This is a genomic window from Telluria antibiotica (genome assembly GCF_011682055.1).
GTDB lineage: Bacteria > Pseudomonadota > Gammaproteobacteria > Burkholderiales > Burkholderiaceae_D > Telluria > Telluria antibiotica.
In genome coordinates, this window is sequence record NZ_JAAQOM010000030.1 from 19371 (window position 1) to 45088 (window position 25718).

Below are 25718 nucleotides of genomic sequence, written 5' to 3' on the forward strand. Positions count from 1 at the left end.
CGGCGCGGGGTCAATGAGCGCCGCTTATTTGGTGAGAAGCCGCACGCGCGAGCGTGTGGCGCCTCTCGTCCTCACCCCGTGAGGACGAGTCCTCACTTGGTGAGGACGAACCCTTTCAACTTCGAGAACGCGGTGTCCAGCAGTTCCTTCTGCTGCGCCACGTGCTTGTCGGTGTACCCGACGGCAGGCGACGCGGAAGCCGGACGGCCGGCGTACGCCAGGCGCTGGCCGGTTTCCATGCTTTCGAACACGTTGTGCTGGATCTGGAACCACGGGCCCTGGTTCTGCGGCTCGTCCTGCGTCCACACGACTTCGGTGGCGTTCGGGAACTTCTTCAGTTCGGCCTGGAACGCCTTGTGCGGGAACGGATACAGCTGCTCGATACGGATGATGGCCGTGTCGGTCGTGCCGCGCGTCTTGCGTGCGTTGACGAGGTCGTAGTACACCTTGCCCGAGCAGACGATCACGCGCTTGACCTTGTTGGCGTCGATCTTCTCGTCCAGTTCGCCGATGACGGTCTGGAAGCCGCCCTTGGCCAGGTCGGTCAGCGGCGAGCCGGCGTCCTTGTTACGCAGCAGCGACTTCGGCGTGAAGATGACGAGCGGCTTGCGGAACTGGCGCACCATCTGGCGGCGCAGCAGGTGGAAGATCTGCGCGGCCGTCGTCGGCTGCACGACTTGCATGTTGTGGTCGGCGGACAGCTGCAGGAAGCGCTCGATGCGGGCCGACGAGTGCTCCGGACCCTGGCCTTCATAGCCGTGCGGCAGCATCATGACGAGACCCGACGCGCGGCCCCACTTCACTTCGCCCGACGCGATGAACTGGTCGATCACGACCTGCGCACCGTTCACGAAGTCGCCGAACTGGCCTTCCCAGATCGTCAGCGTGTTCGGCTCGGCGGTCGAGTAGCCGTATTCGAAGCCGAGCACCGCTTCTTCCGACAGCACGGAGTCGATGACGGTGAAGTTGGCCTGGTTGTCCGACACGTTGGCCAGCGGCAGGTAGATGCCCTGGTCCCAGCGCTCGCGGTTCTGGTCGTGCAGCACGGCGTGGCGGTGCACGAACGTGCCGCGGCCGGCGTCCTGGCCCGACAGGCGCACTGCGTAGCCCGAGGCCAGCAGCGATGCGTAGGCAAGGTGTTCGCCCATGCCCCAGTCGAGGTTCAGTTCGCCCTGGCCCATCTTGGAGCGGTCGGCCAGCACTTTCTCGACGAGCGAGTGCAGCTTGAAGTTTTCCGGCACGGTCGTGATGCGCTGGGACAGGCGTTTCAGCTCGGTCAGCGGCACGGCGGTGTCGGCGGCGTCGGTCCACTTCTTGTTCAGGAACGGCGCCCAGTCGACGGCGTACTTGTTCTTGAAGTCGGTCAGGACCGGGTCGACCGTGTGCTTGCCGGCGTCCATCGCGGCGCGGTACTCGGCCACGAGCTGGTCGCCGCCGTCGGCGGCGATGGTGCCTTGCGCGGCCAGCTTGTCCGCGTACAGCTTGCGGGTGCCCGGGTGCTTGGCGATCTTCTTGTACATCAGCGGCTGGGTCAGGGCCGGGGTGTCCTGCTCGTTGTGGCCCAGCTTGCGGTAGCAGATCACGTCGACGACGATGTCTTTATGGAACTCGGTGCGGTAGTCCATCGCCAGTTGCGAGGCCAGCACGACGGCTTCCGGATCGTCCGCGTTCACGTGCAGCACCGGTGCCTCGATCATCTTGACGACGTCGGTGCAGTACAGCGTCGAGCGCGCGTCGCGCGGGTCGGACGTGGTGAAGCCGATCTGGTTGTTGATGACGATGTGGACGGTGCCGCCCGTGCCGTAGCCGCGGGTCTGCGCCAGGTTCAGGGTTTCCATCACGACGCCCTGGCCGGCGAACGCAGCGTCGCCGTGCACGAGGATCGGCAGGACTTCCTTGCCCTGGCGGTCGCCGCGGCGCTCCATGCGCGCCTTGACCGAACCTTCGACGACCGGGTTGACGATTTCCAGGTGCGACGGGTTGAACGCCAGCGACAGGTGGACGGGGCCGCCCGGGGTCGAGATGTCGCTCGAGAAGCCCTGGTGGTATTTGACGTCGCCGGCCGGCAGGTCGTCGGCGTGCTTGCCTTCGAATTCCTCGAACAGGTCGGACGGGGCCTTGCCCAGCGTGTTGACCAGGACGTTCAGGCGGCCGCGGTGGGCCATGCCGATGACGATTTCCTGCACGCCGTGCTCGCCGGCGCGGCGGATCACTTCGTCCATCGAGGCGATGAACGATTCGCCGCCTTCCAGCGAGAAGCGCTTGGCGCCGACGTACTTGGTGTGGAGGTAGCGCTCCAGGCCTTCGGCCGCGGTCAGGCGCTCGAGGATGTGTTTTTTCTTTTCAGCGGTGAAGGTCGGGGTCGAGCGGATCGACTCGAGCTTCTCCTGCAGCCAGCGCTTCTCGGTCGGATCGCTGACGTACATGAATTCTGCGCCGATGGAACGGCAATAGGTGTCGCGCAACATGTTCAGCAGGTCGCGCAGCGAGGCTTCTTCCTGGCCGAAGTAGGTGTTGCTGATGTTGAACTTGGTGTCCAGGTCGGCTTCGGTGAAGCCGTAGAAGGACGGATCCAGTTCCGGGATCGGCGGACGCTCCTGGCGCTGCAGCGGGTCGAGGTTGGCCCAGCGCGAACCGAGGTAGCGGTAGGCGGCGATCAGCTGGGTCACGGCGACGCGCTTGCGGCCGAGCTCGGCGTCCGGCGAGGCGGTCACGGTGCGGATCGGGCCCTGCTTGGCGCGTTCGGCGAACGAAGCGATCACGGACGAGTGATCCACGTCCGGCTTGGCGGTACCGTCGACGGCGGGCATGTGCTGCATCGCGTCGAAATAGGCGCGCCAGTTGTCCGGCACGGAACCCGGGTTGTTCAGGTACGCTTCGTACAACTCTTCCACGTACGGCGCATTACCGCCGAACAGGTACGAGTTGGCGTTATATTGTTGCATCATTCTTGCTCACCTTTCTTCGCGTTTCGCGATTTTAGGGCGGGTTAATCTAACCTTCCGCGACACGGCCTGACCGGTTAGCGGATCGCACTTACTACATATCAAGTTGTGGGGGAAGGACTTTGCAGGCAAATCAATGCGGCCGACCTGCCCAATTGCGCACGGTATTGTAACGCAAGGATAGCGAAGCGACAGGCCCCGGGCCGTGTTTTTCGGGGTTTCCAACGTTTTTATTCAATTTGTCAACAACAACGTGACGGGGCCCGGCGGCCCCGCCGGATGGCGATCATTATCGTTTAGACATTCCCGTCAGCGCCCGGCCGCGGCCACCGTCGTCGCGTCGATCTCGGCGCCCCACGGATCGCGCTGCGCGACGGGCTTGCCGTCCGCCGCGAAATCCATGATGACGTCCTTGTCGCCCGCATAGCGCGGCCATGCCGGCAGGCCGCCGCCGTTCGGATCGCCCTGCTTTGCGAAGTTCACGAGGTAGGCGCTCATCGCGCGGCCCATCGCGACGTCCTTCTTCGTGGCCACGGCACCGTACTTGACGTCGACCGTGGAGAAGAAATACGGGATGTCGCTGGCGTGCTGCGCGCCGGGCTTGCCGATGCTGTCCGCCACGTACGAGAAGCGGTACGCATACACGGGCACGCCGTGCGCGGCGAGGCGCCCGGCCAGGCTGCGCGCGCCCGCGACCATGAATCCGGTCCTGCCGCCGATGTCCGCGCTCGTCGCGCCGATCATCACGGGCACCTTGGCGAACCGCCCGGACGCGAACGCGGCGCCCGTGTCGACCGCGACCTTGCCGTCCGCGAACGGGCCGAAATACGTAGCCGGGTCCTGCGGCGCGCGATTGGCCAGGTTCATGCCGTCGACGACCTGGTCGGCCGGCAGCGCGCGCAGCTTGTCCAGCGCGTGCGGATCGTCCGCGGCGATGCCCTTGGCCGCCGCGAAGTTGGCGCCGATCCGTTCGACGGCCGCCAGGCCCGGGTCGGGCGACGTGCCATCGCCGCCGGACAGCACGACGGCCTTCGCGAACAGGCCCCGCGCCTGCGGCGACGCGAGCAGCGCGTTGACGGACATGCCGCCGGCCGATTCGCCCATGATCGTCACGTTGGCCGCGTCGCCGCCGAACGCCGCCACGTTGCGCTTCACCCAGCGCAGCGCGGCCAGCTGGTCCATATAGCCGTAGTTCCCCAGCGGCTCGCCGGCACCGTTCGCCTGTTGCGTCAGTTGTGGATGGGCGAAGAAGCCGAAGCGGCCCAGCCGGTAATTGAAGCTGACCAGCACCACACCCTGTTTCGCCAGCGCGGCCCCGGCGTACGTCGGCGGCGACGAACCGCCGTTGACGAAGCCGCCGCCGTAGATCCACACGATCACGGGCAGCCTGTGCGCCGCGCGCACGGTCGCCGGGCGCCACACGTTCACGTACAGGCAGTCCTCGGCCGGCGGCGTGCCGAGCGGCGCCGCGTCGCTGGGGAACGGCAGTTGCATGCAGTCGTTGCCGTACGCCTGCGCCTGGCGCACACCGGACCACGCGGCGGCCGGCTGCGGCGCGCGCCAGCGCAACACGCCGACAGGCGGCGCGGCGAACGGGATGCCCTTCCAGCTGGCCACGCCGCCCGCGACGGCGCCCTGCACCTCGCCCGTGTCGATGGCGACGACGGGGCCGCTGGCCGCCTGGGCCGGTGCTGTGGCGAACATCGGCGATAACGCAAACATCAACAGGGGCAGCGCGCGTGGACTGGGCATGGATCGTCTCCTTTTTGGTGGGGGATGGGTGGCCGGGAATGAGGCAAACGTGGGCCGATGCTAAAGAGAGGATGGCAACACGTCAATGGGCGTCCGCGCCGCGCCGGGCTAGCACATGTAATAGTTGATGCGGCGACAACAGGATGTGAGCATGCGTCTTCTCGTCGACTCCCGTTATCCCTGCCATGCTCAAACGCGTATTGACGGCCCTGCTCTTCCTCTCATTCCTCGGCGCGGCCACGGCGGCGCCGAACGACGGCTGGCGCACGGCCTGGGCCACGGCGCCCGATTCGGCCGGACCGGCGCTTGACGCGCAGACCCTGCGCCAGGTCGTGCGCACGACAACCAGCGGCGCGCGCGTGCGCATCCGCCTGTCGAACCTGTTCGGCACGCGGCCGCTGGTCATCGGCGCGGCCCACGTGGGCCTGTCCGCGGGCTGCGCGCGCGTGACGCCCGGCAGCGACCGCGCGCTGACGTTCGGCGGCAAGGCCACCGTCACGATCGCGCCCGGCGCCAGCGCGCTGAGCGACCCCGCCGACATGGCCGTCCGCGCGCTGCAACCGCTCGCCGTCAGCCTGTACCTGCCGCAGAAGGTCGATGTCTCGACGATCCATGGCTTCGCGCTGCAGACGGTGTACATGAAGGTGCCGGGCGACGCGACGGCGGCCGCCGACCTCCCCTCCGCCGCCACGGACGACAGCCGCTACTTCCTCAGCGACGTCGAGGTCGAGGGTCCGCGCCCGGCCCGCACGCTCGCGATCGTCGGCGACTCGATCGCGGACGGCGTCGGTTCGGGCACCGACCACGACGCGCGCTGGCCCGACGCGCTGGCCGCCCGCCTGCAAGCCGACCCGGCACTGACCGGCATCGGCATCGCCAACGGCGGCATCGCGGGCAACCGCGTGCTGCGCGACGGCGCCGACCCGTACATCGGCCCGAGCGCGACGAGCCGCTTCGCGCGCGATGGACTCGACAAGCCGGGCGTGCGCTGGATTCTCGTACACGCGGGCCTGAACGACCTCACGGCCACGAACCTGCTGGCGGCACCAACCGAGCACGTGACGGCCGAGCAGGTCGAAGCCGGCCTGCGCGCGCTGGCGGCGCGTGCGCACGCCCGCGGGGTGCGCATCTGGGCCGGCACGTTGATGCCGCTGGCGGGCGCGAAGCGCTTCCATTCCGCCGACATCGAGCGCGAGCGCCAGGCCGTCAACGCGTGGATCCGCACGTCCGGCGTGTTCGACGCCGTCGTCGACTTCGACGCGGCGCTGCGCGACCCGGCCGACCCGACGCGCCTGAACCCCGCGTACGACAGCGGCGACCACCTGCATCCGAACGAGGAAGGCTACCGCGTGATGGCGCGACAGGTCGACCTGCGCCTGCTGCGCTCCTGACGTTGACCGCGGCCGGCGCGTCCGGCCGCACGTGTCGGTGACACAACAGAAATAGAACGGTCGTGCGAAATGGTGTATGCTTCGGCACCCGCCGACCCCGGCCAGCCTTGGATCGGGGAGCGGATCGAACATCATTATTTGGAGCGAGACCTGATGAACAAGAAACACCTGACCCTGCTCGTCGCCCTGGCCCTGGGCACGTCGCTCGACGCGACCGCCTCCGGCTACCGCTTCGGCTCCCAGAGCGTGTCCGCACAGGGCACGGCGGACGCCAACGGCGCCGAAGCAGCCGACGCATCCACCATCTTCACCAACCCGGCCGGCCTGTCGCGCCTGGACGGCCGCCAGATCATGGGCGGCATCACGGCCGTCGTGCCGCATTCGACGTTCCAGGACGGCGGCTCGACCCGCTTCACCGGCACGTCCACGGGCGGCAAGACGTCGCAGGACTCCTACGCGCCGGGCGTCGTCGCCGGCCCGTCGCTGTACTACAGCCAGAAGATCGACGGCCAGTGGACGGCCGGCCTGGGCGTGTTCGTCCCGTACGGTACCAAGCTCGATTACGACAGCAACTGGTCGGGCCGCTACTCGCTCAACAACATCAAGCTGGAATCCGTGAACGTCAACCCGTCGGTGGCGTTCAAGCTCTCCGAGCAGCACAGCTTCGGCTTCGGCATCGACATCGAATACATGAAGGCGCGCCTGGGCCAGTCCGTGGACGTGCCGGGCTCCATCGCCGCCGCGAAGGCGGCGGGTGCCGGTGCCGCGCTGGTCGGCCAGATCATCGCACTGGGCGGCAACCCGGCCGCGCTGGCGACCGCGGGCGACGCGCACGCGGGCGTGGACGGCAAGGACTGGGGCTATGGTTTCAACGTGGGCTACCTGTACTCGCCCGATGTGAACACGCGCTTCGGCATCGCGTACCGCTCGTCGATCAAGCACGAGTTGAAGGGTGGCGCCGTGTGGGACTTCTCGACGGTCACGAGTGATGCCGTCGTCAACAAGGTGCTGCAAGGCGCCTCCCACCACGCCAACTCGGCGTCGCGCGTGGACGTGAGCACGCCGGAGACGCTGTCGATCAACGCGTTCCACCAGTTCGATCCGAAATGGGCCGGCATGGCCGACGTGACGTGGACGCGCAACTCGCGCCTGCAGGACATCAACATCCAGTTCGTCGGCGCCGGCGTGGGCGACCTCGTGATCCGCCAGCAGTGGAAGAACACCGTGCGCGTGGCGCTCGGCGCGAACTACCAGCTGAACGACACGACGGTCCTGCGCGCGGGTATCGCGCACGACGACGCGCCGATCCAGGGCGACACGCTGCGCCACGCGGCGCTGCCGGACGCGGACCGCCTGCAACTGTCGTTCGGCGCGAACTGGAAGCTGACCCCGGCCTCGTCGCTGGACCTGGCGTACAGCTGGCTGCACTTCAACGACGCGAGCGGCAACTACACGAACAACTGCAACCCGCTGATGACGACCTGCACCGGCAACGGCGAGACGACGCGCGGGACGTGGAAGACGCGCATGCAGTTGATTGGCTTGGCGTACAACTACAAGTTCTGACGCAGACGTCCGCGTGGGCACGGGGTGCCCACCCTACGACAGCCTTGGTAAGGTGGGCTCCCCGAGCCCACGCGTAACGTCGCGTTTCGTTGGCGTTACAACTTGGACGAATCGAACCCGACGCGCACCGCGCCCCAATGCCGGCCGCCGATCTCGAGCGGCATCGACAGATCGTTGATCACCTCCCCGGTATCGCGCAGATAGGTCTGGAACAGGAACGGCTTGCGGTTCGCGGCCAGCTTGGCGCCGACCGGGTCGTCGAAGATGCGCTTGTTGCGGCAGTAGACGAGATCGTGCTCGCGGCACCCCGTCGGCGTCTGCGAGAACTTGCTGTTGTGGGTCGGCGCATAGCCGCGCGTGTCGACGGCCAGCGCGTACGCGCAGCCCGGCAGGTCTTTCAGCACGCGGTCGTACAGCGCCTGCAGGTCGCGCTCTACGGTGCGGTCGTAGCCCGTCGTGAAACGCGGCGGGTCGGAACCCTCGATCCTCCGGTACGCCTGGTCGAAGATGTCGACGCCGCGCGCGAGGTGCCCTTCCAGGCAGCGGCTGACGGCGCCCCGCAGTTGCGTCGTCGCCTCCACGAGGCCATCGAACGGCGTACCGCCCGTGCGGAACTCGGCCAGCACGCCCTGCATTTCCTCTGTCGTCGCGCGCACCTCGTCGACGCGGCGCGACGCGTCGGCCATCGCCTTGCCCGTCTCGGACGCATTCGTCGCCATGTCGCCCACCTGGCGGCCGATGGACTGGCTGATGCTGTCCAGCGACTGCATCGCCACGGCCATCTCGTTGACGGTGCCCGTCATGCGCTCGAAGTCGGCGACGAAGGTCTTGAAGTGGCCGGCCGCCTGTCCAACCTCGCGCGCGGACACGTTCACGCCTTCCAGGATGGCTTGCGTGGCGTCCGTGGTCGACTCGACGAGCGCGAGCATCTCGCTGTTGACGCCCGCGATCTTCGACGTCTCCTCGTTCACCAGTTGCGACAGCCGGCGCACTTCGGCCGCCACGACGGCGAAGCCGCGGCCCGCCGTGCCCGCGCGCGCCGCCTCGATCGCCGCGTTGATGGCCAGGAGGTTCGTCTGGTTGGCGATGCGCTGGATGATGCCGCCGAATTCGCTGATCGAGCGCGCGTGGTGGTCCAGCTGCCCGACGGTGCGCGCGAAGCCGTCGACTCTTTCCTCGATGGCGCGCATGCGCGCTTCCAGGCGCTGCAATTCGTCCATCGACGCGCGCGCCACGGTCAGGTTGCGGCCCGCCGTGTCCGCGATCTCGTCCGTGCCCGCCTTGACGTTCGCCGACAGCGTCGTCACGTCGAGTGCCGACGCGGCCAGCTCCCGCGATGCCTCGTATTGGGCCTTCGCCTTGTCCAGCGACTGGTCGACTTCCTTGCGCAGACGCGCCGCGTTGATCGCCGTACGGATGCTGCCATCGCGCGCATTCAGCACGAGACTGCGTACCCGTGACGTCATGCCCGACCTGCCCGTGGGCGCGAATGCCGAGGCGGACGGTACGAACGTCGCCCTCAACCAATTCAACATGCTGTCTCCCGATTTACCTTATTAGTTCGACCGACGACTTAATTTATGGAAAATATAACTGCATTTTGGATACATGTCATCATTCGGCAAAGTCAATACCCTGTCTAGCCATTTCCTGTAGGCAGCGCTACCACGTCGTATTTACCACACGAAATATCCTAGAATGGCATGATGACCGTCAATCCGCCACTGCCTTGAAACTCTCGATCGGCCACCGCCTGTTCGCATCCGTCCTGCTCGCGATCCTCGCCGTGGCAGCTGCCGCCGTGTTCCTGCTGCGCCAGAACGTGCTGGCCGGCTTCGGCGAGTATGCGGTCGGCATCGAACTGGACCGCCTGGAAGACCTGTCGAACTCGCTCGCGCGCCAGTACCGTGCCCGCGGCGGCTGGGATTTCATACCGGGCGACGCCCGCGCCGACTGGATCGCGCAGGAGCTCGCGCGCCTGCAGCGCCAGCGCGCGGACGGGGTCCCGGTGGCGACGTCGCCCGCGCCGGCGCCCGTCGCGCCGGTCGCCTCGCCGGCGCCACCGGCCCCGCCCGCGCCGCCGGCACCGCCGCCGTTGCCGCCGCTGCCCCCTCCGGACGTGGCCGCGATGCCGCCGGCGCCCCCTGCGGCCGACGTCGACCCCGCTCCGCTGCCGCTGGCACGCCGCATCTCGCTGCTCGACGCGCGCGGCGCCTGGCTCGCCGGCCGCCGTCCCGGCCCGGACGCCGTGCTGGCGCGGCGCGCGCTCGACGTCGGCGGCCGCACGGTCGGCTACCTGACCGTCGCCCGCAGTGCGCGGCCCAGCGACGCGCTCGCGTACGCCTTCCTGCGCCAGCTCACCAGCAGCTTGTGGCAGATCGTCGCGCTCGCGGTGCTGCTCAGCGCCGTTGCCGCCGTGCTGCTGGCGCGCCACTTCCGCAGCCCGATCCGGCAACTGGCCGCGGGCAGCCGTGCGTTGGCCGAGGGCCGCTTCGACCTGCGCCTGGACGCCCGCCGCAGCGACGAACTGGGCGACCTGGCGCGCCACTTCAACGCGCTGGCGGGCCGCCTGGCCGGCGCGGAAGCGGCGCGCCGCCAATGGGTCGCCGACACGTCGCACGAACTGCGCACGCCGCTGGCCGTGCTGCGCGCCCTGCTGGAAGCGCTGCAGGACGGCGTGCGCAGCGCGACGCCGGACACGCTCGACGCCATGCTGCGCCAGGTGCTCGCGCTGAACAAGCTGATCGACGAGTTATATGTGCTGGCCCGCGCGGACGTCGGCGCGCTCGATTGCAGGCCCGTGCCGCTCGACCTGTGGACGCTCGCGCGCGCCGGGGCGCAGGGTTTCGCCGAGCGGTTCGCGCAGGCCGGCCTGCGGCTCGACATCGGCGCCGCGCCCGCGGCGGCCGACGTGCGCGCGGACCCCGACCGCATGCGGCAAGTGCTCGACAACCTGCTCGAAAACAGCCTGCGCTACACGGCGCCGGGTGGCCGCGTGTGCCTGCACGCGCACGCGCATGGCGGCCGCCTCCTCGTGCACCTGGACGACGGTGCGCCGGGCGTGCCGGACGCCGCCCTCGCGCACCTGGGCGAACGCTTCTACCGCGTCGACGCTTCGCGCAGCCGCGCGCACGGCGGCGCCGGGCTCGGACTCGCGCTGTGCCGCCGGCTGCTGGAAGCGCAAGGCGGCACGCTCGCGTTCGCGCACGCGCCGCAAGGTGGCCTGCGTGCCACGATCGCGCTGCCGCTTGCCGGAGATACCGCATGAACGCACGCATCGCCATCGTCGAGGATGAACCGGAGCTGGCGGCGCTCATGGCCGACTACGCACGCGCGGCCGGCTACACGGCCGACGTGCACGGCGACGGCGCCGCCGCGCTGGCCGCGCTGCGCCGGGACCCGCCCGCCCTCGTCGTGCTCGACCTGATGCTGCCGGGCCTCGACGGCTTGTCGCTGTGCCGCGCGCTGCGCGCCGATGCCGACCCCGTGCTGGCCGCGCTGCCCATCGTGATGGTGACGGCGCGCGTGGAAGAAATCGACCGCCTGCTCGGACTCGACGCGGGCGCGGACGACTACCTGTGCAAGCCCTTCAGCCCGCGCGAACTCGTCGCGCGCATCAAGGCGATCCTGCGCCGCGCGGGCCAGTCGGCCCGGCAAGCGCCTGTCGTCGCGATCGACACGGCCGCGCGCCGCATCGCCGTCCACGGCAAGCCGCTCGACCTGACGCCGACGGAATACGGCATCCTGGCCGCGCTGGCGCGCCGTCCCGGCCAGGTGTTCTCGCGCGCCCAGCTGCTGGACCTCGCGCGCGAGGGCAACGCGAGCCTCGACGTGACGGACCGCGCCATCGATAGCCACGTCAAGAACCTCAGGCGCAAGCTCGACGCCGTGCTGCCGGGTGTCGAGGCGATCCACGCGATCTACGGCCTCGGCTACCGCTTCGACCTCTGAGCCTTCATTTTTTCTCCACAATCGGGATGCACGATGCACGCATGGCCCGCCGCGTGGCGCGGGCCGCGACAAGGAGAACGACATGAAGACTGCCATTTTCGGCATCCTGCTGGGCGCCGCCGTCGCGCCCGCGCTGGCGCAGACGACGACGGACGACCACGACCGCGACGCGCGCGTGCACGTGCGCATCCACTGCGAGACGGACACGGGCAAGTGCCCGCCCCCGCCCGCCCCGCCGGCACCGCCAGCCCCACCTGCGCCGCCGGCGCCTCCCGCTCCGCCCCCGATGGACAGCGCCGAGGCAGGCGTGCCACCCGCCCTGCCGGCCTTGCCATCCATGCCTGCCATGCCGGCGGTGCCTGCGCCGCCTCCGCCACCGAAGCTGCCGCCGATCCCGGCCGCGGCGCACGCGGCGTGCGCGAGCAAGCCGGCCGGCAGCGCCCTCACGTGGCGCCTGGGCGAAGGGGAAGTCATGGAAGGTGTCTGCGCCAGGAAGAACGGCAAGACGGTGTTCGTGCTGCGCAGCTATGAGCTGAACGGTTGACCAGCGGGACGGGCGCGCCTCGACTTTCGGGGCGCGAATGGGTATGCTGCGCGCATGTCCGATCCCGTCCCACCCACCACACCCGACCCCGACCCGCGCCCGCTGCCGCCCATCGAACCGGCGCTCGAGGATTGCTGCGGCTCGGGCTGCCCGAACTGCATTTTCGACGTCTACCAGATGCTGCTGGAGAATTACAAGCAGGCGCTGGCCGGGTGGGAAGCCAGGCATCCGGACCAGGCTGGCAAACCTGTCGAGCAATAATCCTCGGCCGTGCCGGTGACTATTAGATAGTTTCCCGGGCGAATCAAAGTGATAACATCATTGCTGGCTTTGGACCATTCGCCTGCGACTGGTTCGATCTCGATGTTTCATCACCTACTTTTCATCCGCCATGCGTCTATCCTTTATCGCCCTGGTCGCGGCCGCGCTGTGCGCCAGCGCCGCCATCGCCTCTCCGACTGCGCCTCAACAAGGCGTCGAGTACGTTACGCTGGGTACACCGCAACCGGTGCAGACCGCCGGGAAAAAAGTCGAGGTCATCGAATTCTTCATGTACCACTGCCCCCATTGCAATGCATTCGAGCCCGACCTCGAACGCTGGGTGAAACAGCAGGGCGACAAGATCAAATTCCGCCGCATGCCTTATCCGTACAGCGGGCCAAACGATCCGGAAGCGCATTTGTTCCTCACGCTGGAAGCGATGGGCAAATCCGAAGAGATGCAACCGAAGGTGTTCAAGGCATTCCACGTCGATCGGCTGCGACTCAACCAGGACGCCGCGATCATCGACTGGGTGAGCAAGAACGGCATCGACCGCGCCAAATTCCTCGACGCCTGGAACTCGTTCGGCGTGCAGACCAAGCTGCGCCGTCTTCCGAAAACCGTCGCCGATTACAAAGTGGAATCCGTTCCGACCGTCGTCATCGACGGGAAATACCAGACCAGCCCGTCGATGGCGCAGGCTGCGGTGCGGGCGACGAGTGAACCGCAGATCTTTGGTGCGACGTTGCAGATCATGGATGCGCTGGTGGTGAAGGCGGCGGCGAAGTAGTGCCGACTTAGGCGAGGGACGTTACCTGGATTTGTTCAACATGCGGCCAAGGCATCCGTTGGAAAAAATGGCGCCATCGTCCGCAACACAAATCACTAATCAAATCCCGACGGCCGGTGGGTCGCTCGGCCTACATGCAGAAATGCGCCTGACCGGCCCGACCACCCGGCCAGATATTTTTCTTTCGGACGAGCCAAACAGCTCCACATCGAACAGGCCCGCGGAATGAACATCGCGCAAACCAATACTCTGCTCTGTTTGCGTGGTCACAGGTCCATTTAGGTCGGCAGCCGCTGTACGGCGCCCTGCTCGCGCGCCTGCGCGAACGCGGCCTGCACGTCGTCATCGGCGGCATCGCGCTGCCGAACGATGCCAGCGCCGGGCTGCACGAAGCGCTCGGCTTTCGCAAGGTCGCGCACTTCTCGGAAGTCGGCAAGAAATTCGGGCGCTGGCTCGACGTGGGTTACTGGGAACTCAAGCTCGGCGCGCATTGAGCATCCGGACAGCCGGCATCAGAACACGACGCCTGCCCCCAGCAGGAACACGTCAGAATCGCGGTGGTAGTCCGTGATCACGCGGTTCCACGTCAGCTGCGCGCGCCACGTGTCGTTGATGCGATAGCGCATGCCGATCGACGCCAGCCCGGCCAGGCGCGTCACGCGCTCCGCTTCGGCGTCGGTGCGATCGAGCTGGTCGCGCACGCCGTACGCGCCGAACCCCAGCTCCAGCACGGTGCGGTCCGTGAACGGGCGCAGCAGCCACACCTGGCTCGAGACGCCGATGCGTTCGGCCACCCCGACCTTGCCCTCGTCCATCAGGATCACGCTCCACTCCGTGTTCGGATTGATCGTGTCGCGGTATTCGATGCCGCAGGCCGTCGCCTTTTCCGACTTGAAGCTGTTCACGATGGAGCGGCCGGCCAGCACGAGGAGCGTCCGATCGCCGCGGTTCGCGTTCTCGCGGCGCTCCCAGTTCGGCACCGTGCCCAGCTCGTAGCCCATGCCGACCATCAGCTCCGTCGTGTCGCGGTCGCGCAGGCCGCTCGTGTGCGACAGGCGCGCTTCCACGTACGCGTGCGAATGCAGGTGATAGATAACGTCGATGCTCGCCAGCTCGCCCCAGCCATGTTCGTTGCGGTAGTCGCTCAGCGAGCCGTTGCCGGTCGTCGTGTCGAAATAATAGTAGGGCCCGACGCCGGCGCCGAACGACCAGCCGCGCGTCGGCACCCGCGTGTGCAGCCACACCTGCGCGCCCAGGCCGTCGCGGTGGTGCAGCCGGGGGTGGCCTTCGTTCAGGTAGTCGGCGCTGAGCGCGAGCCACGGCGTCACGCGCTGCGTGTAGCCGACGTTGACGGCGAACGACGCGTCGCCGTGGTCTTTGTCGACGCGCATCGCGCCGGCCAGCAGGGAGGCGTCCTGTGCGCGAACGACGCCCGCGGCGGATGTCAGGAGCAAGACGGCAAGGAAGGATCGCATGGTCGTGTCCGCGTGTTTTTCTGCGAGTATGCCAAGCTTTCCGATTTCAAGGCGCCTACGACGCGACCAGCGCCCTCCACGCCGGCACGGCCAGCCGCCAGAATTCCGCCAGCGATCCTGCCGGCGGCACGTCCAACCGCAGAAAGCCTGCAGACTCGCGCAGCGCGGCCACGGCGCCCGCCTCGTCGCCGGGCCGCACTGCCAGCGCGCCCGTCTGCTTCGACAGCTTCTCGCCGGCCGCATTGCGCACGACGGGCACGTGCAGGTAGCGCGGCGTGGGCACGCCCAGCAGGCGCTGCAGGAAGATCTGGCGCGGCGTGGAGTCGAGCAGGTCGGCGCCCCGGACGACGTCCGTCACGCCCTGCTCCGCATCGTCGACGACGACCGCCAGCTGGTACGCCCAGTAGCCGTCGGCCCGCTTCAGCACGAAGTCGCCCGATTCACTGGCCAGCCGCTGGGTGACGACACCGGCCATGCGGTCGTGGAACGTGATGACGTCGTCGCCCGCGTCGGGCACGCGCAGGCGCAGGCTGCGCGGACTGCGGCCCGGCGCGAGGCCGTGGCGGCAGGTGCCCGGGTAGATCGCGGCGCCGTCGGGTGCGACGCCGAGGCGCGAATCGGCGATCTCGCGGCGGTTGCAACCGCACGGATAGACGTGGCCGGCCAGGCGGTCATAGGCGGCCGCGTACAAATGCTTGCGGCGGCTCTGCCACACGACCTCGCGGTCGGACGTCATGCCGAGGCGCTGCAGCAGATCGAGGATGTCCTCGGCGGCGCCGGGCACGCTGCGGCCTTCGTCGATGTCTTCGATGCGGATGAGCCACGTGCCGTCGTGGGCGCGCGCATCGAGGTAGCTGGCCAGCGCGGCGACCAGCGAGCCGGCGTGCAGCGGCCCCGTGGGCGATGGGGCGAAGCGGCCGACATACGGCTGGAGGATCGGAACGGCCGGTTGGATACTCACTTCAGTGACAGGTCGACGGATTCGGGAAGTCCGTACCTTAGCACATCGCGACCGGTGCGAACTGCCCGGCCAGGACCTGCGCGGCGACGTCCGGCGCAAGCGGGCGGTAATAAAAATAGCCCTGCACGAGATCACTGCCCATGTCGCGCAGCAAGGCCAACTCGGCTTCGGTCTCCACCCCTTCCGCCACCACGTCCATGCCCAGCGCACGGGCCAGCATCAGGACGACTTCGACGATCTGGCGCTTGTCGTCGAAACAATCGAGCTTGCTGATGAACGAGCGGTCGATCTTCAGCGTGTCGATCGGCAGGCGGCGCAGGTAGCTGAGCGAGGAATAGCCGGTACCAAAATCGTCGAGGCTGACCCGCACGCCGAGGGCTTTCAATTGCGCGAACACGGCGAGTGCCTTCTCGGCATCGGCCATCACGGCGGTTTCGGTCAGTTCGAGCTTGAGGCTGGCGGGCGCGATACCGGTTTCGGCCAGCGCGCGCGTCACCACGTCGATGAAGCCGCCGTCCGCGAACTGGATGGCCGACACGTTCACGCTCATGGTCAGGTGCATGTCGAAGGCCTGCTGCCAGTCGCGCAACTGGCAGCACGCTTCGCGCAGGACCCATGCGCCGATCGGGTCGATCAGGCCGGTTTCTTCGACGATTGGAATGAACCTGGCCGGCGGTACCAGCCCATGCACCGGATGACGCCAGCGCAACAGGGCCTCGAAGCCGCGCACGCGGCCGTCGTGCGGCGCGACGATCGGCTGGTACTCCAGGAACAACTGTTGCCGATGCATGGCGTCGCGCAGGTCCGCCTCCATCTGCAGGCGGTGCACGGCAGCCAGCTGCATGGCCTGGTCGAACATCATCCAGCGCCCACGCCCGGCCTGCTTGGCGTGGTACATCGCGATGTCGGCATCGCGCAAGATATCCTCGACATTGGCATAGCCGGTGGCGCTCAGCGCGACGCCCACGCTGGCCGTCACGAACACACGCTGGCTGGCCACCTCGAACGGTTCGGCCAGCACGCTCATGATGCGTTCGACAACCCGGATCGCGTGCTCGGCGCTGCCAATCTGGTCGAGCAGGATCACGAATTCGTCGCCGCCAAGGCGGGCGACCAGGTGCTCGTGCGCGAACGCAGGATCGCGCGCCACCAGGTCGTCCTGGCGCAGGCAGGCCGTCAGCCGCCGGGCCGTCGCGACGAGCAACTGGTCGCCCGACGGGTGTCCGAGACCGTCGTTGATCGACTTGAAGCGGTCGAGGTCCACGAACAGCACGGCAAAATGATTGCCCGGCTTGCGCTTCAGGCGCTGCAGCAGGTGCCCGATGCGATCCAGGAACAGTCTGCGGTTGCCCAGTTGGGTCAGCGGGTCGTGCAGCGCATTGTGCATGAGCTTGTCCCCCGCGCGACGCCGCTCGAACACGCGGCCAAGCTGGGTGCCCACCTGGGCCATCAGGCGCAGCAGCGATTCCTCCGGCACTTCGCACTTGCGGCTGAAGAACTTCAGGACCGCGACCACCTCGTTGGCGATCATGACCGGGCAGGCGACGAGCGAAGCAAAGCCGGCGCCGACGATCAAAGACAGGCGCGGCAACTCGATCTCGCCGGGGGCATCCGTGGCAACCCACTCCGGCCTGCCGCTCAGCGCGGCCCGCCCCGGCAACCCGGCGCCGAGCGAGAACGTGCCTGCTTCGGTGCGCGTGCGCAATTCCTGATGCGGATCGCTGCCGCCCTGCGCAGCCTCGTCGTACCAGATGGCGGTAGCGTGGAGCCCTTGCTGGTCCTGGTGTCCGGACACGAGCCAGAGATTGCCGAGGGGCCACTCGGCATAACGGCACATGGCTTCGAGCGCACGTTTCATCGCCTCATGCACGTCATCCGCCTCGTTGGCGGCCACGGCGATACTCTCCAGCAGGGAAATTTCCTGCTGGCGCTGGAACAGGTCGCGCAAGCCTTTTTCGGCGATCGCCTCCGCCTCCAGGCGTGCGGCTGCTTCCCTGCGCACACGTCGGCGCAGGCGGGCGATCTCCGCGTCCGCGCCGCCTTCGTCGGGGCCGCTCATTGCGGTTCGAAACGCAAGTGGAAAACGCACCTCGTATCGCCACGATGCATGCACTCGTGCTGCTCGAGTTCGATCCTCTCGCCGAAATGCGTGGCCGCGCCGTGCATGAACCCATCGGCCAGCGCACACAGACGACGCCGCGAGTTGTAGCCGATCTTCAGCAGGCCGGCGACGCTCGTGTCGAAATCGAACACCGGCGTTTGCGCACCTGGATACAGCTTGCATACCTCGGGATGGATGATGCTGTTCAAGCTCAACAGGAAGCTGCGTGCGTTCGCATGGCTGGCGAAGAGCGCTGGATAGCGCTGCGCCAGCATCGGCATGGCCCGCCTGCCGAACCAGCGCAGAACGGTATCCTCGGGTATTTTCAGGGCTTCCGCTGCCGCGCGTACCAGAGCGGCAATCTCGGCGTCGTCATAACTGCCGAGCGACGTGTAGGCACCTTCCAGGTCCGCGGCATCGAGCAATCGATCCCATGCGTCGTCACCAAAGCTGTCGCTGACGGCTTCTTCCAATAAATTAAAAACGATACCTTTCACTTCACTCCTGACTGCCCATGCCGATCCTCGACGTGTTGCAAAACTGATTATTTACGTTGAATTATATTAATAATACCAACGAACTAAATCAATCGGGATTTGCGTTACTACGGGATATCCACGATACCGCTCGGCGTGCATGCCACGCGAACGCCGATCTTCCGCCGCCCAATCAAGAATAGTATTGAGAATGATTCGCGTTTACGCTATCCTATCTTTCCGTTATTGATAAGGCAAGATATGAACGCGATACCAAAGCGACACGACACCGCGCACGGCACCGATCATCCATTCGATGCCGTGGCCACGGAACTAGCCTGGTCCGAAGCGCGCCGGCGCAGCCTGCAGAGAACGTTGCAGGCCCTGTTCCGCGAACACATCCTGAACCGGGACCAATTGATCACGGAGGGCGCGGTGTCGTGGCTCCCGCTCTGGTCGCAACAGGGCATGCTGCGTTTCGACGGCCTGGCCATCGGCCGCATCGGCGATTGCCGGCTGGCGGGATGCGTGTCGTACTACGCTACCGGGGAGCGCCCGCAGCCGGTCACGCATGCGGCGGTGCTGCTGGCCTGCGTGGCGCCTTCCCTGCCGGACAGGGGACGGGGCGCGGATCTGCAACGCCTCGTCCACGAACTCGACAACAGCCTTGCCAACGATGTGCTGTGCCTGGGCTACCGTCGGACGTGGGCGCAGGCCCTGCGCGCGCAGCTGGGCGCGGCCGACGCCCGTTTCATCGCGGCGCTGCGCCAGTCCGGCCATCCCAATCCCGCCCTGCTGCTGGAACAATGGGGCACGCTGGGCCACCCGTGGCATCCGACGTTCAAGACCAAGCTCGGCCTGTCGCCGGACGAGGTCCTGGCGCTGTCGCCGGAATTCCAGCCGACGCTGTCCGTGCCGCTGGCCGCGCTGCGCGCCGACAAGGCCCGCGTGACGTTCGCGGACGGCACGGGCGACTACGCCACGTGGTTCGCGCGGCACTTCCCGCAGGCGGCGCAGCGCTGGACAGCCGGGCTCGTTGCACTTGGCGAGGCACCGGATGACTGGTTGCCGCTTCCCCTCCATCCGTTCCAGGCCAGCCGCGTAATCCCGCAGAAGTTCGCCGCCGAGATCGCGCAGGGCGACCTGGTCCTGTTCGACGACATCGCCCTCGACGCGACGCCGACCATGTCGTTCCGCACCGTCGTCCCGAACGGCTCGCCGGTGCTGCCGCACCTGAAGCTGCCGGTGTCGCTGCGCCTGACCAGCGTCCAGCGGACAGTCTCTCCGAAGTCCACCGTGATGGGCCCGCGCATCACGCGCCTGCTCGCCACCGTGCTCGACCTCGAGGGTGGCTTCGGCGGCACGCTCGACGTCGTGCGCGAGGAAGTGGGCCTGCACTACATCGACCCGCACGGCGGCGACGACCGCGCGCGCCACCTCGCGATCCTGTACCGCGACAACCCGATGGCCAAGGCCGGCGCCACGCGCTTTCCCGTACCCGTCGGCGCCCTGTTCGCGGAATCGCCGTTCAGCGGCCGGCCGCTGGCGACGGAGCTCGTCGCACTGGCCTACGGCGACCATGCCAACGGCGCCGTCGCCTACTTCGAACAGCATGCGCGCACCGTGCTGACGGCGCTGCTGTCCGCCTACCTCGTGTACGGCATCGCGTTCGAGGCGCACCAGCAGAACAGCTTCATCGTGCTCGATGGGGTCTATGCGCCCGTGCAGCTGCTGGCGCGCGACTTCGGCGACCTGCGCATCCACGGTCCCACGCTGTCCCGCGCCGGCCTCGTGATCGAGCCTTACCGCGCCGGCTTCACCGTGTACGACGACGATGCGCCCGTGCGCGACAAGCTCCTGCACGCCGTGCTGCTGTGCCATCTGGCCGAACTGGCGCTGCTGCTGGCGCGCGCGTACGGCCATCCCGAGCGCTATTTCTGGGACGTGCTGCGGCGCGAAATCGACCGCGTGTTTTCCTCGCTGCGTCCACGCGTCGACGCGCGCCGCTGGCACGCCGAACGCGCGGCGCTGCTGGAACACGACTGGCCCGCGAAAGCCTTCCTGCGCATGCGCATGTCCGACACGCAGGACGACGTGCACGGCACGATGGGCAATCCGCTCGCATGACGACGACGCGCTGGCTGTTCGCGCTGCAGCTCGTGGCGATGGGCGCCATGGAGATGAGCGGCCCGTTCTGGCCCCTGCATTTGCGCCGCCTGGGTGGCCTGTCGCCTGCGACGCTCGCGTGGGTCAGCGCCGTCGCGTACGCGGGCCCCATGCTCATGGCGATGTGCACGACACCGTGGTGGGGCCGGCTGGGTGACCGCATCGGCCACAAGCCCATGCTGCTGCGCGCCCTGTTCGCGCTGGCCGCCACGCAGTGGTGGATCGCCGCGACGGACAGCGTGGCCGTCGTGCTGGCGGTGCGCCTGCTGCAGGGCGCCCTCGCGGGCTTCATCGCGGCCGCCCAGGCCTACGGCGCGCGGCTCGTCACGCGCGCTGCGCGCGGCGCGCTGATGGCGCAGCTGCAGGCCGCGACCGCGATCGGCTCCGTCGCCGGCGCCGTGCTCGGCGGCTGGCTGTTCGATACACGCGGCTTCGCCAGCGTGAACGTATGGGCTGGCGCGGCCTGCCTGCTGTGCGCGGCGGTGGCCGCCTTCGTGCTGCCGCCCGTCGCCCCGCTGCCTGCCGTTGCCCCATCCGGCACGCGTGCGCGTCCGGCGGTGCTGCACGGCACGGTGCTCGGCCTGCTGCTCGGCATCGTCCTGGTCCAGGCGGGGAAGATGATGCCGCAGACGTTCTTCGGCCTCTACGCCGCCGAGGTGCTGCACGTATCGAACCGTGTGACGGGCCTGTGCTACGCCGGCACCGCGCTGGGCCTGTGCGCGGCCGCGCCGTTCTGGGCGCGCCGCTTCGCGCGCCTGTCGCATGCGCGCGTGCTTGCCCAGGTCGAGTGGATTTGCTGGGCGTGCGTCGCCGTCGTCGCGGTGCAGGCCCTCGCCACGAACATCGTCCTGTTCGTGGCCGCGCGCGTGCTGTGGGGCGTGTGCCTCGCCGCGCTGCTGCCCGTCTTTTATGGCCTGCTGTCGCGCGAAACGGCGGACGACGAGCAGGGCCGCGTCCTCGGCGCCGGCAATGCGGCCGCGAAGGCGGGCGCGCTGCTCGGCGCCGGCGCGGGCGGACTTGCCCTCGCATGGGTACCTCTCGACGCCATGTTCTGGACCGTCGCGCTGCTGTACGCACTCGCCGCCATCGGCCTGCGCGTCATCCGCACCCACTCGAATTTTTTCCAACAACTCCAAACACCAACAGGGATTTCATGAATTTCGCACTCCGCCCTTTACCCTACCTCGTCGCCCTCGCCTGCAGCCTCGCCGCGCAGGCCCATGCCGAAGAACCGGCGATGCCGGAGGTGGTCGTCAAGGACAAGAAAATCGACACCCGCTCGTACGAAGTCACGGACAGCACGACGGCCACCAAGATCAACGTGCCGCTGCGCGACGTCCCGCAGACGGTGAACGTGGTGCCGGCCGTCGTGCTGCACGACCAGAACGCGCTGTCGCTGCAGGACGCGCTGCAGAACGTGCCGGGCCTGTCGTTTTCCGTCGGCGACGGCCAGCGCGACCAGGTGACGATCCGCGGCTTCTCCGCCATCAGCGACCAGTTCGTGGACGGCGTGCGCGACGACGCGATGTACTTCCGCGACCTGTCCAACATCGAGCGCGTCGAAGTGCTGAAAGGCCCGGCGTCCGTGCTGTACGGGCGCGGCTCGGCCGGTGGCCTCGTCAACCGCGTCACGAAGAAGCCGCTGGCCGATCCGCTGCTGGAGGCGGGTGTCACGGTCGGCTCGCGCGGCCAGCGCCGGGGCGAGTTCGACGTCGGCACGGCAAGCAGCGACAAGGACGCCCTGTTCCGCCTGACGGGCGCCGTCGAGGACTCGACCGGATTCCGCGACCGCTACTTCCTGCGCCGCCAGGCGCTCGCGCCGTCGGGCACGTTCAAGCTGACCGGGGCCACGACCTTGACCTTGCAAGCCGACTACCTGCACGACAAGCGCCTCGCCGACCAGGGCGTGCCGAGCTACCACGGCCGCCCCGTCGACGTCCCGACCGACACCTATTTCGGCGCCGCGAACGGCAGCGAGCGCGCATTCGTCCAGAGCGACGTGAAAAGCGCGACCGCGACGCTCGACCACGCGTTCTCGCCGGACCTGAAACTGCACACGGTGCTGCGCGCCTACGACTTCGCGCTCGACCGCAACTACACGTCGATCGGCACCATCAAGGACGGCGCGCATCCCACGGTCTCCATCGGCCAGACCCACCGCCTGCGCGACGAGGACGGCCGCTACCTGCAGAACGAGTTGGCGCAGACGGTCGACTGGGGCACGACGAACCACAAGCTGCTGTACGGCCTGGAACTCGGGCGCCAGAACAAGCGCGAGGTGCTGCGCTCGAAGGGCAACGTGGCGACCTATGATCTGTTCCACCCCGTGCTCGTCGACCTGCCCGTGCTGCCGGATGCCGTCACCCCGAGCGCCGACAACCGGAACCGCGTCGACATCGCCGGCCTGTACGTGCAGGACCTCGTGGCGCTCACGCCCGAGTGGAAGGTGCTGGCCGGCGTGCGCCACGACCACCTGAAGCAGGACCGCGACGACCGCACGGCGAAGAACCTCGACCTGCACCGCGTCGACGACACGTGGTCGCCGCGCCTCGGCGCCGTGTACCAGCCGACGAATCGCGTGGCCGTGTACGCGTCGTGGAACCGGTCGTTCCAGCCCATCGCCGATTCGTTCACGTTCCGCGCCAACAGCGACACGTTGAAGCCCACGCAGACCGTCAACAAGGAAGCGGGCGTGAAGCTCGACCTGTCGGCGCGTGCCAGCCTGACGGCCGCGCTGTTCGACATGACGCAGTCGAACATCCAGGTCGCCGATCCAGCCAACACCAACTTCTCGCTTCCGGTCGGCCGCCAGCGCACGCGCGGGCTCGAAGTGAGCTTCTCGGGCGAACTGGCGCCCGGCTGGGACGCCATCGCCGGCTACGCGAACATGCGCGGCACGATCGAGGATTCGACGGAGCTGACGTCGGCCGGCAAGCCGTTCGAAGGCAACACGGCCGCGCTGACGCCGCGCCACACGTTCAACGCCTGGATCAAGCACCGCCTGGACGGTGCGTTCTACGTCGCGGCCGGCGCGCGCGCGGAGTCAAGCCGCTACGCGTCGCCGGACGACCTGACCACGCTGCCGGGCTACGGCGTGCTGCAGCTGGGCGCCGGCTACGAAGGCCGCAACGTCGACGTGACGGTCACCGTGCGCAACGTCGCGAACCGGACGTATTTCGTCTCCGCGCACAGCGGCGCCAACGACTACAACATGCCGGGCGAACCGCGCACGGTGCTGGTCAGCGCGCGCTACCGCTTCTGACGGCCGCGCGATGGTAAGCGGTTCCCTCCGCGCCCTGTTCCGGCGCGTGCACCTGGCCGTGGCGTTCGTCTTCGGCGGCCTGTTCGCGCTGTCCGGCCTCACCGGCTGCGCCCTCGCGTGGATGCATGAACTCGACGGCATGCTGAACCCCGCCCTGTTCCTGGCGACGACGCGCGCGTCCCTGCAGCCGGCCGACGTCGGACGCATCGTCGACCGGCTGGCCGCCGATCCCGCGTACGGCCGCCCCACGCAACTGGCGCTGCCGGAGGGCGCCGGCGAAGTGGCCGTCGCATGGTACCGCCTGCCGCCGCCGGCCGGACGCGGACCGTTCACGACGGACCGCTCGCGCCAGGTCATGATCGACCCGGCCACCCTCGCCGTCACGGGCGAGCGCGTATGGGGCGAGCCGGGCCTGTCCCGGCCCTTCTTGATGCCCACGCTGTTCCACCTGCACCGCTACCTGCTCGCGGGCGACGTGGGCAAGACCGTCATCGCTGTCTCGGGCCTCGCCTTGTTGTCGATGACGGTGCTGGGCGTCGTGCTGTGGTGGCCCAGGGCGACCGTCGCCGCCTGGCGCAAGGCGCTCACCGTCGCGCACCGGGGCTCGTGGCCGCGTTTCAATTACAGCTTTCACCGCGCGGCCGGCGCCGTCGTCGCGCCCGTGCTCGCGGTGCTGGGCTTTTCGGGCTGCCTGTTCAACGAACCGCAATGGATCACGCCTGTCGTGGCCAGCATCGCGGCCGTGTCGCCCAAGGACAAGCCCAAGCCCGATGCGGCGGCGGGCCTGCGCCCCATCGGTGCGGCACAGGCGGCGCAGGCGGCCGCCGTCGCGTTCCCGACCGCGCGCGTGTCGCGCGTCGTGCTGCCGGCGCGGGCGGGCCTGCCGTACGAAGTCCGCCTGCGCCAGCCGGGCGAAGTGCGCCAGGGCGACGGCAATACCCGCGTCACGGTCGACGGGTCGACGGGCCGCGTCCTGCGCGTGCGCGACCCGCTGCGCGCACGCGCGGGCGACGCCTTCCTCGACTGGCAATTCCCGCTGCACACGGGCGAGGCGTTCGGCACGGCCGGGCGGATCGTCATCACCATCGTCGGCATCGCACCGACCGCGTTCCTCGTGACGGGGCTGGCCATGTGGTGGCAGCGCAGGCAGGCTAGGCGCCGCGCGCAGTCGGCGTGTTTATGTCAAACTTCCGAGGTCTGCCACTGACCATCGACCGCCATGTGCGTCAACTACCGCCCTCCGCTGCCCGAACAACTCGACATGGTGCTCGGCACCCTCGTCGACCTCTACCGCGACTGGGACTGGCCCACCGAGACGTGGAAGGATTACACCGCGCCGATCGTACGCGCCGGCGAGCACGGCGAGCGCACCTTGCAACTGGCGAGCTACGGCATGGTGCCCCGCCGGCACATCCCGGCCGGCGTCAAGCCGTTCGACACGATGAACGCGCGCGCCGAATCGCTGGGCGAGAAGCGCTCGTTCGCGCCGGCCTGGCGCCGCGCCCAGCTGTGCGCCGTGCCGATGACCTGTTTCTACGAACCCTGCTACGAAAGCGGCCGCGCCGAGCGCTTCGGCATCGGCATGCAGGACGACAGCGTGTTCTTCGTCGCGGGCCTGTGGCGCGAATGGCCGGAGGCCGACGGGACGGTCGGCGCGTCGTTCACGCAGATCACGATCAACGCGGACGATCATCCGCTGATGCGGCGCTTCCACAAGCCGGACGACGAAAAGCGGGCGCTCGTCGTGCTGCCGCCTGGCGACGTCGACGCGTGGCTGCACTGCCGCGATCCGGAGCTGGCGCGCAGTTTTTTGCGCGCGTATCCGGCCGAGGCGATGAAGGCGTGGGCGGCGCCGAAAACGCCCGTCGTGAAGGCGCAGCCGGAACAGCAGAGCCTTTGGTAGGGTGGGCGGCCCTCCGCCCACGCGAACGTGTGCGTAGCGCAGGCTTTCGCGTGGGCACGGGGTGCCCACCCTAACGGTCATTGCAGAGCGGCCGCCCCGGGGCATGAAAGAATACAGGGTGGAAGGCTGGCGATAGAGGTCGAGCATTAATCGTGGAGGTAAATCCCCGACCCT

19 protein-coding genes and 1 pseudogene are annotated in these 25718 nt (G+C 68.3%); 13 read left to right on the top strand and 7 right to left on the bottom strand.

Annotation, left to right across the window (positions count from 1 at the left end):
• Positions 1-92 precede the first annotated feature (92 nt).
• Together HAV22_RS30110 and HAV22_RS30115 are read right to left on the bottom strand one after the other, a co-directional pair.
• Positions 93-2948 (bottom strand): 2-oxoglutarate dehydrogenase E1 component, encoded by a 2856-nt coding sequence (locus HAV22_RS30110; RefSeq protein WP_166865324.1) that lies wholly within the window; start codon positions 2946-2948, stop codon positions 93-95.
• Between the two features lie 306 nt (positions 2949-3254).
• Positions 3255-4697 carry a carboxylesterase/lipase family protein gene (locus tag HAV22_RS30115; RefSeq protein WP_229421506.1) on the bottom strand — a complete coding sequence of 481 codons (1443 nt, stop codon included), beginning with the start codon at positions 4695-4697 and terminating at the stop codon, positions 3255-3257.
• Between the two features lie 185 nt (positions 4698-4882).
• Between HAV22_RS30115 and HAV22_RS30120 the strand changes: the two genes are divergently transcribed.
• Both HAV22_RS30120 and HAV22_RS30125 read left to right on the top strand, forming a co-directional pair.
• Complete coding sequence (locus HAV22_RS30120) at positions 4883-6088, top strand: SGNH/GDSL hydrolase family protein (RefSeq protein ID WP_166865327.1); 1206 nt, start codon at positions 4883-4885, stop codon at positions 6086-6088.
• 153 nt (positions 6089-6241) lie between these two features.
• Entirely contained in the window at positions 6242-7654 is a 1413-nt protein-coding gene (locus HAV22_RS30125) for an OmpP1/FadL family transporter (RefSeq protein WP_166865330.1), read from the top strand.
• A 95-nt stretch (positions 7655-7749) separates the two neighbouring features.
• Here HAV22_RS30125 and HAV22_RS30130 read toward each other — a convergent pair whose 3' ends face one another.
• Entirely contained in the window at positions 7750-9189 is a 1440-nt protein-coding gene (locus tag HAV22_RS30130; protein WP_166865333.1) for a methyl-accepting chemotaxis protein, read from the bottom strand.
• A gap of 194 nt (positions 9190-9383) precedes the next feature.
• Here HAV22_RS30130 and HAV22_RS30135 point away from each other — a divergent pair, with 194 nt between their 5' ends.
• The 6 genes and pseudogenes from HAV22_RS30135 to HAV22_RS30160 form a co-directional block, all read left to right on the top strand.
• Positions 9384-10922, top strand: a complete 1539-nt coding sequence (locus tag HAV22_RS30135) for an ATP-binding protein (protein WP_166865336.1) — start codon at positions 9384-9386, stop codon at positions 10920-10922.
• The gene (locus tag HAV22_RS30140) at positions 10919-11605 is read left to right on the top strand and encodes a response regulator (protein ID WP_166865339.1); all 687 of its coding nucleotides are present in this window, start codon (positions 10919-10921) and stop codon (positions 11603-11605) included. The genes HAV22_RS30135 and HAV22_RS30140 overlap by 4 nt, the downstream gene beginning before the upstream one ends.
• Before the next feature lie 82 nt (positions 11606-11687).
• Complete coding sequence (locus HAV22_RS30950; RefSeq protein ID WP_208296442.1) at positions 11688-12149, top strand: hypothetical protein; 462 nt, start codon at positions 11688-11690, stop codon at positions 12147-12149.
• A 54-nt stretch (positions 12150-12203) separates the two neighbouring features.
• Positions 12204-12410 carry an oxidoreductase-like domain-containing protein gene (locus tag HAV22_RS30150; protein ID WP_166865342.1) on the top strand — a complete coding sequence of 69 codons (207 nt, stop codon included), beginning with the start codon at positions 12204-12206 and terminating at the stop codon, positions 12408-12410.
• A gap of 130 nt (positions 12411-12540) precedes the next feature.
• The gene (locus HAV22_RS30155; RefSeq protein WP_166865345.1) at positions 12541-13200 is read left to right on the top strand and encodes a thiol:disulfide interchange protein DsbA/DsbL; all 660 of its coding nucleotides are present in this window, start codon (positions 12541-12543) and stop codon (positions 13198-13200) included.
• A gap of 293 nt (positions 13201-13493) precedes the next feature.
• Positions 13494-13694 (top strand): annotated as a pseudogene (locus tag HAV22_RS30160) (GNAT family N-acetyltransferase); the annotation flags it as partial.
• A gap of 18 nt (positions 13695-13712) precedes the next feature.
• Here the strand turns inward: HAV22_RS30160 and HAV22_RS30165 are convergent.
• Genes HAV22_RS30165 through HAV22_RS30180 form a run of 4 tightly spaced genes read right to left on the bottom strand, consistent with a single transcriptional unit; the run spans position 13713 to position 18234 of the window.
• Entirely contained in the window at positions 13713-14675 is a 963-nt protein-coding gene (locus HAV22_RS30165; protein WP_166865348.1) for a hypothetical protein, read from the bottom strand.
• 55 nt (positions 14676-14730) lie between these two features.
• Positions 14731-15636, bottom strand: coding sequence for a tRNA glutamyl-Q(34) synthetase GluQRS (gluQRS, locus tag HAV22_RS30170; protein ID WP_371869782.1), 906 nt, complete (start codon positions 15634-15636; stop codon positions 14731-14733).
• 37 nt (positions 15637-15673) lie between these two features.
• Complete coding sequence (locus HAV22_RS30175) at positions 15674-17695, bottom strand: GGDEF domain-containing protein (protein WP_166865351.1); 2022 nt, start codon at positions 17693-17695, stop codon at positions 15674-15676.
• On the bottom strand, positions 17692-18234 hold the full coding sequence (locus HAV22_RS30180; protein ID WP_166865353.1) for a heme NO-binding domain-containing protein: 543 nt from the start codon (positions 18232-18234) through the stop codon (positions 17692-17694). Before HAV22_RS30180 ends, HAV22_RS30175 begins: the two co-directional genes overlap by 4 nt.
• Positions 18235-18474: 240 nt before the next feature.
• Here HAV22_RS30180 and HAV22_RS30185 point away from each other — a divergent pair, with 240 nt between their 5' ends.
• Genes HAV22_RS30185 through HAV22_RS30205 form a run of 5 tightly spaced genes read left to right on the top strand, consistent with a single transcriptional unit; the run spans position 18475 to position 25544 of the window.
• On the top strand, positions 18475-20340 hold the full coding sequence (locus HAV22_RS30185) for an IucA/IucC family protein (RefSeq protein WP_166865356.1): 1866 nt from the start codon (positions 18475-18477) through the stop codon (positions 20338-20340).
• Entirely contained in the window at positions 20337-21536 is a 1200-nt protein-coding gene (locus HAV22_RS30190) for an MFS transporter (RefSeq protein ID WP_166865363.1), read from the top strand. The genes HAV22_RS30185 and HAV22_RS30190 overlap by 4 nt, the downstream gene beginning before the upstream one ends.
• The gene (locus HAV22_RS30195) at positions 21533-23641 is read left to right on the top strand and encodes a TonB-dependent receptor (RefSeq protein ID WP_166865364.1); all 2109 of its coding nucleotides are present in this window, start codon (positions 21533-21535) and stop codon (positions 23639-23641) included. The genes HAV22_RS30190 and HAV22_RS30195 overlap by 4 nt, the downstream gene beginning before the upstream one ends.
• A 10-nt stretch (positions 23642-23651) precedes the next feature.
• Positions 23652-24848 (top strand): PepSY-associated TM helix domain-containing protein, encoded by a 1197-nt coding sequence (locus HAV22_RS30200; protein ID WP_166865365.1) that lies wholly within the window; start codon positions 23652-23654, stop codon positions 24846-24848.
• 12 nt (positions 24849-24860) lie between these two features.
• Positions 24861-25544 carry an SOS response-associated peptidase gene (locus HAV22_RS30205; protein WP_166865367.1) on the top strand — a complete coding sequence of 228 codons (684 nt, stop codon included), beginning with the start codon at positions 24861-24863 and terminating at the stop codon, positions 25542-25544.
• Positions 25545-25718 lie beyond the last annotated feature (174 nt).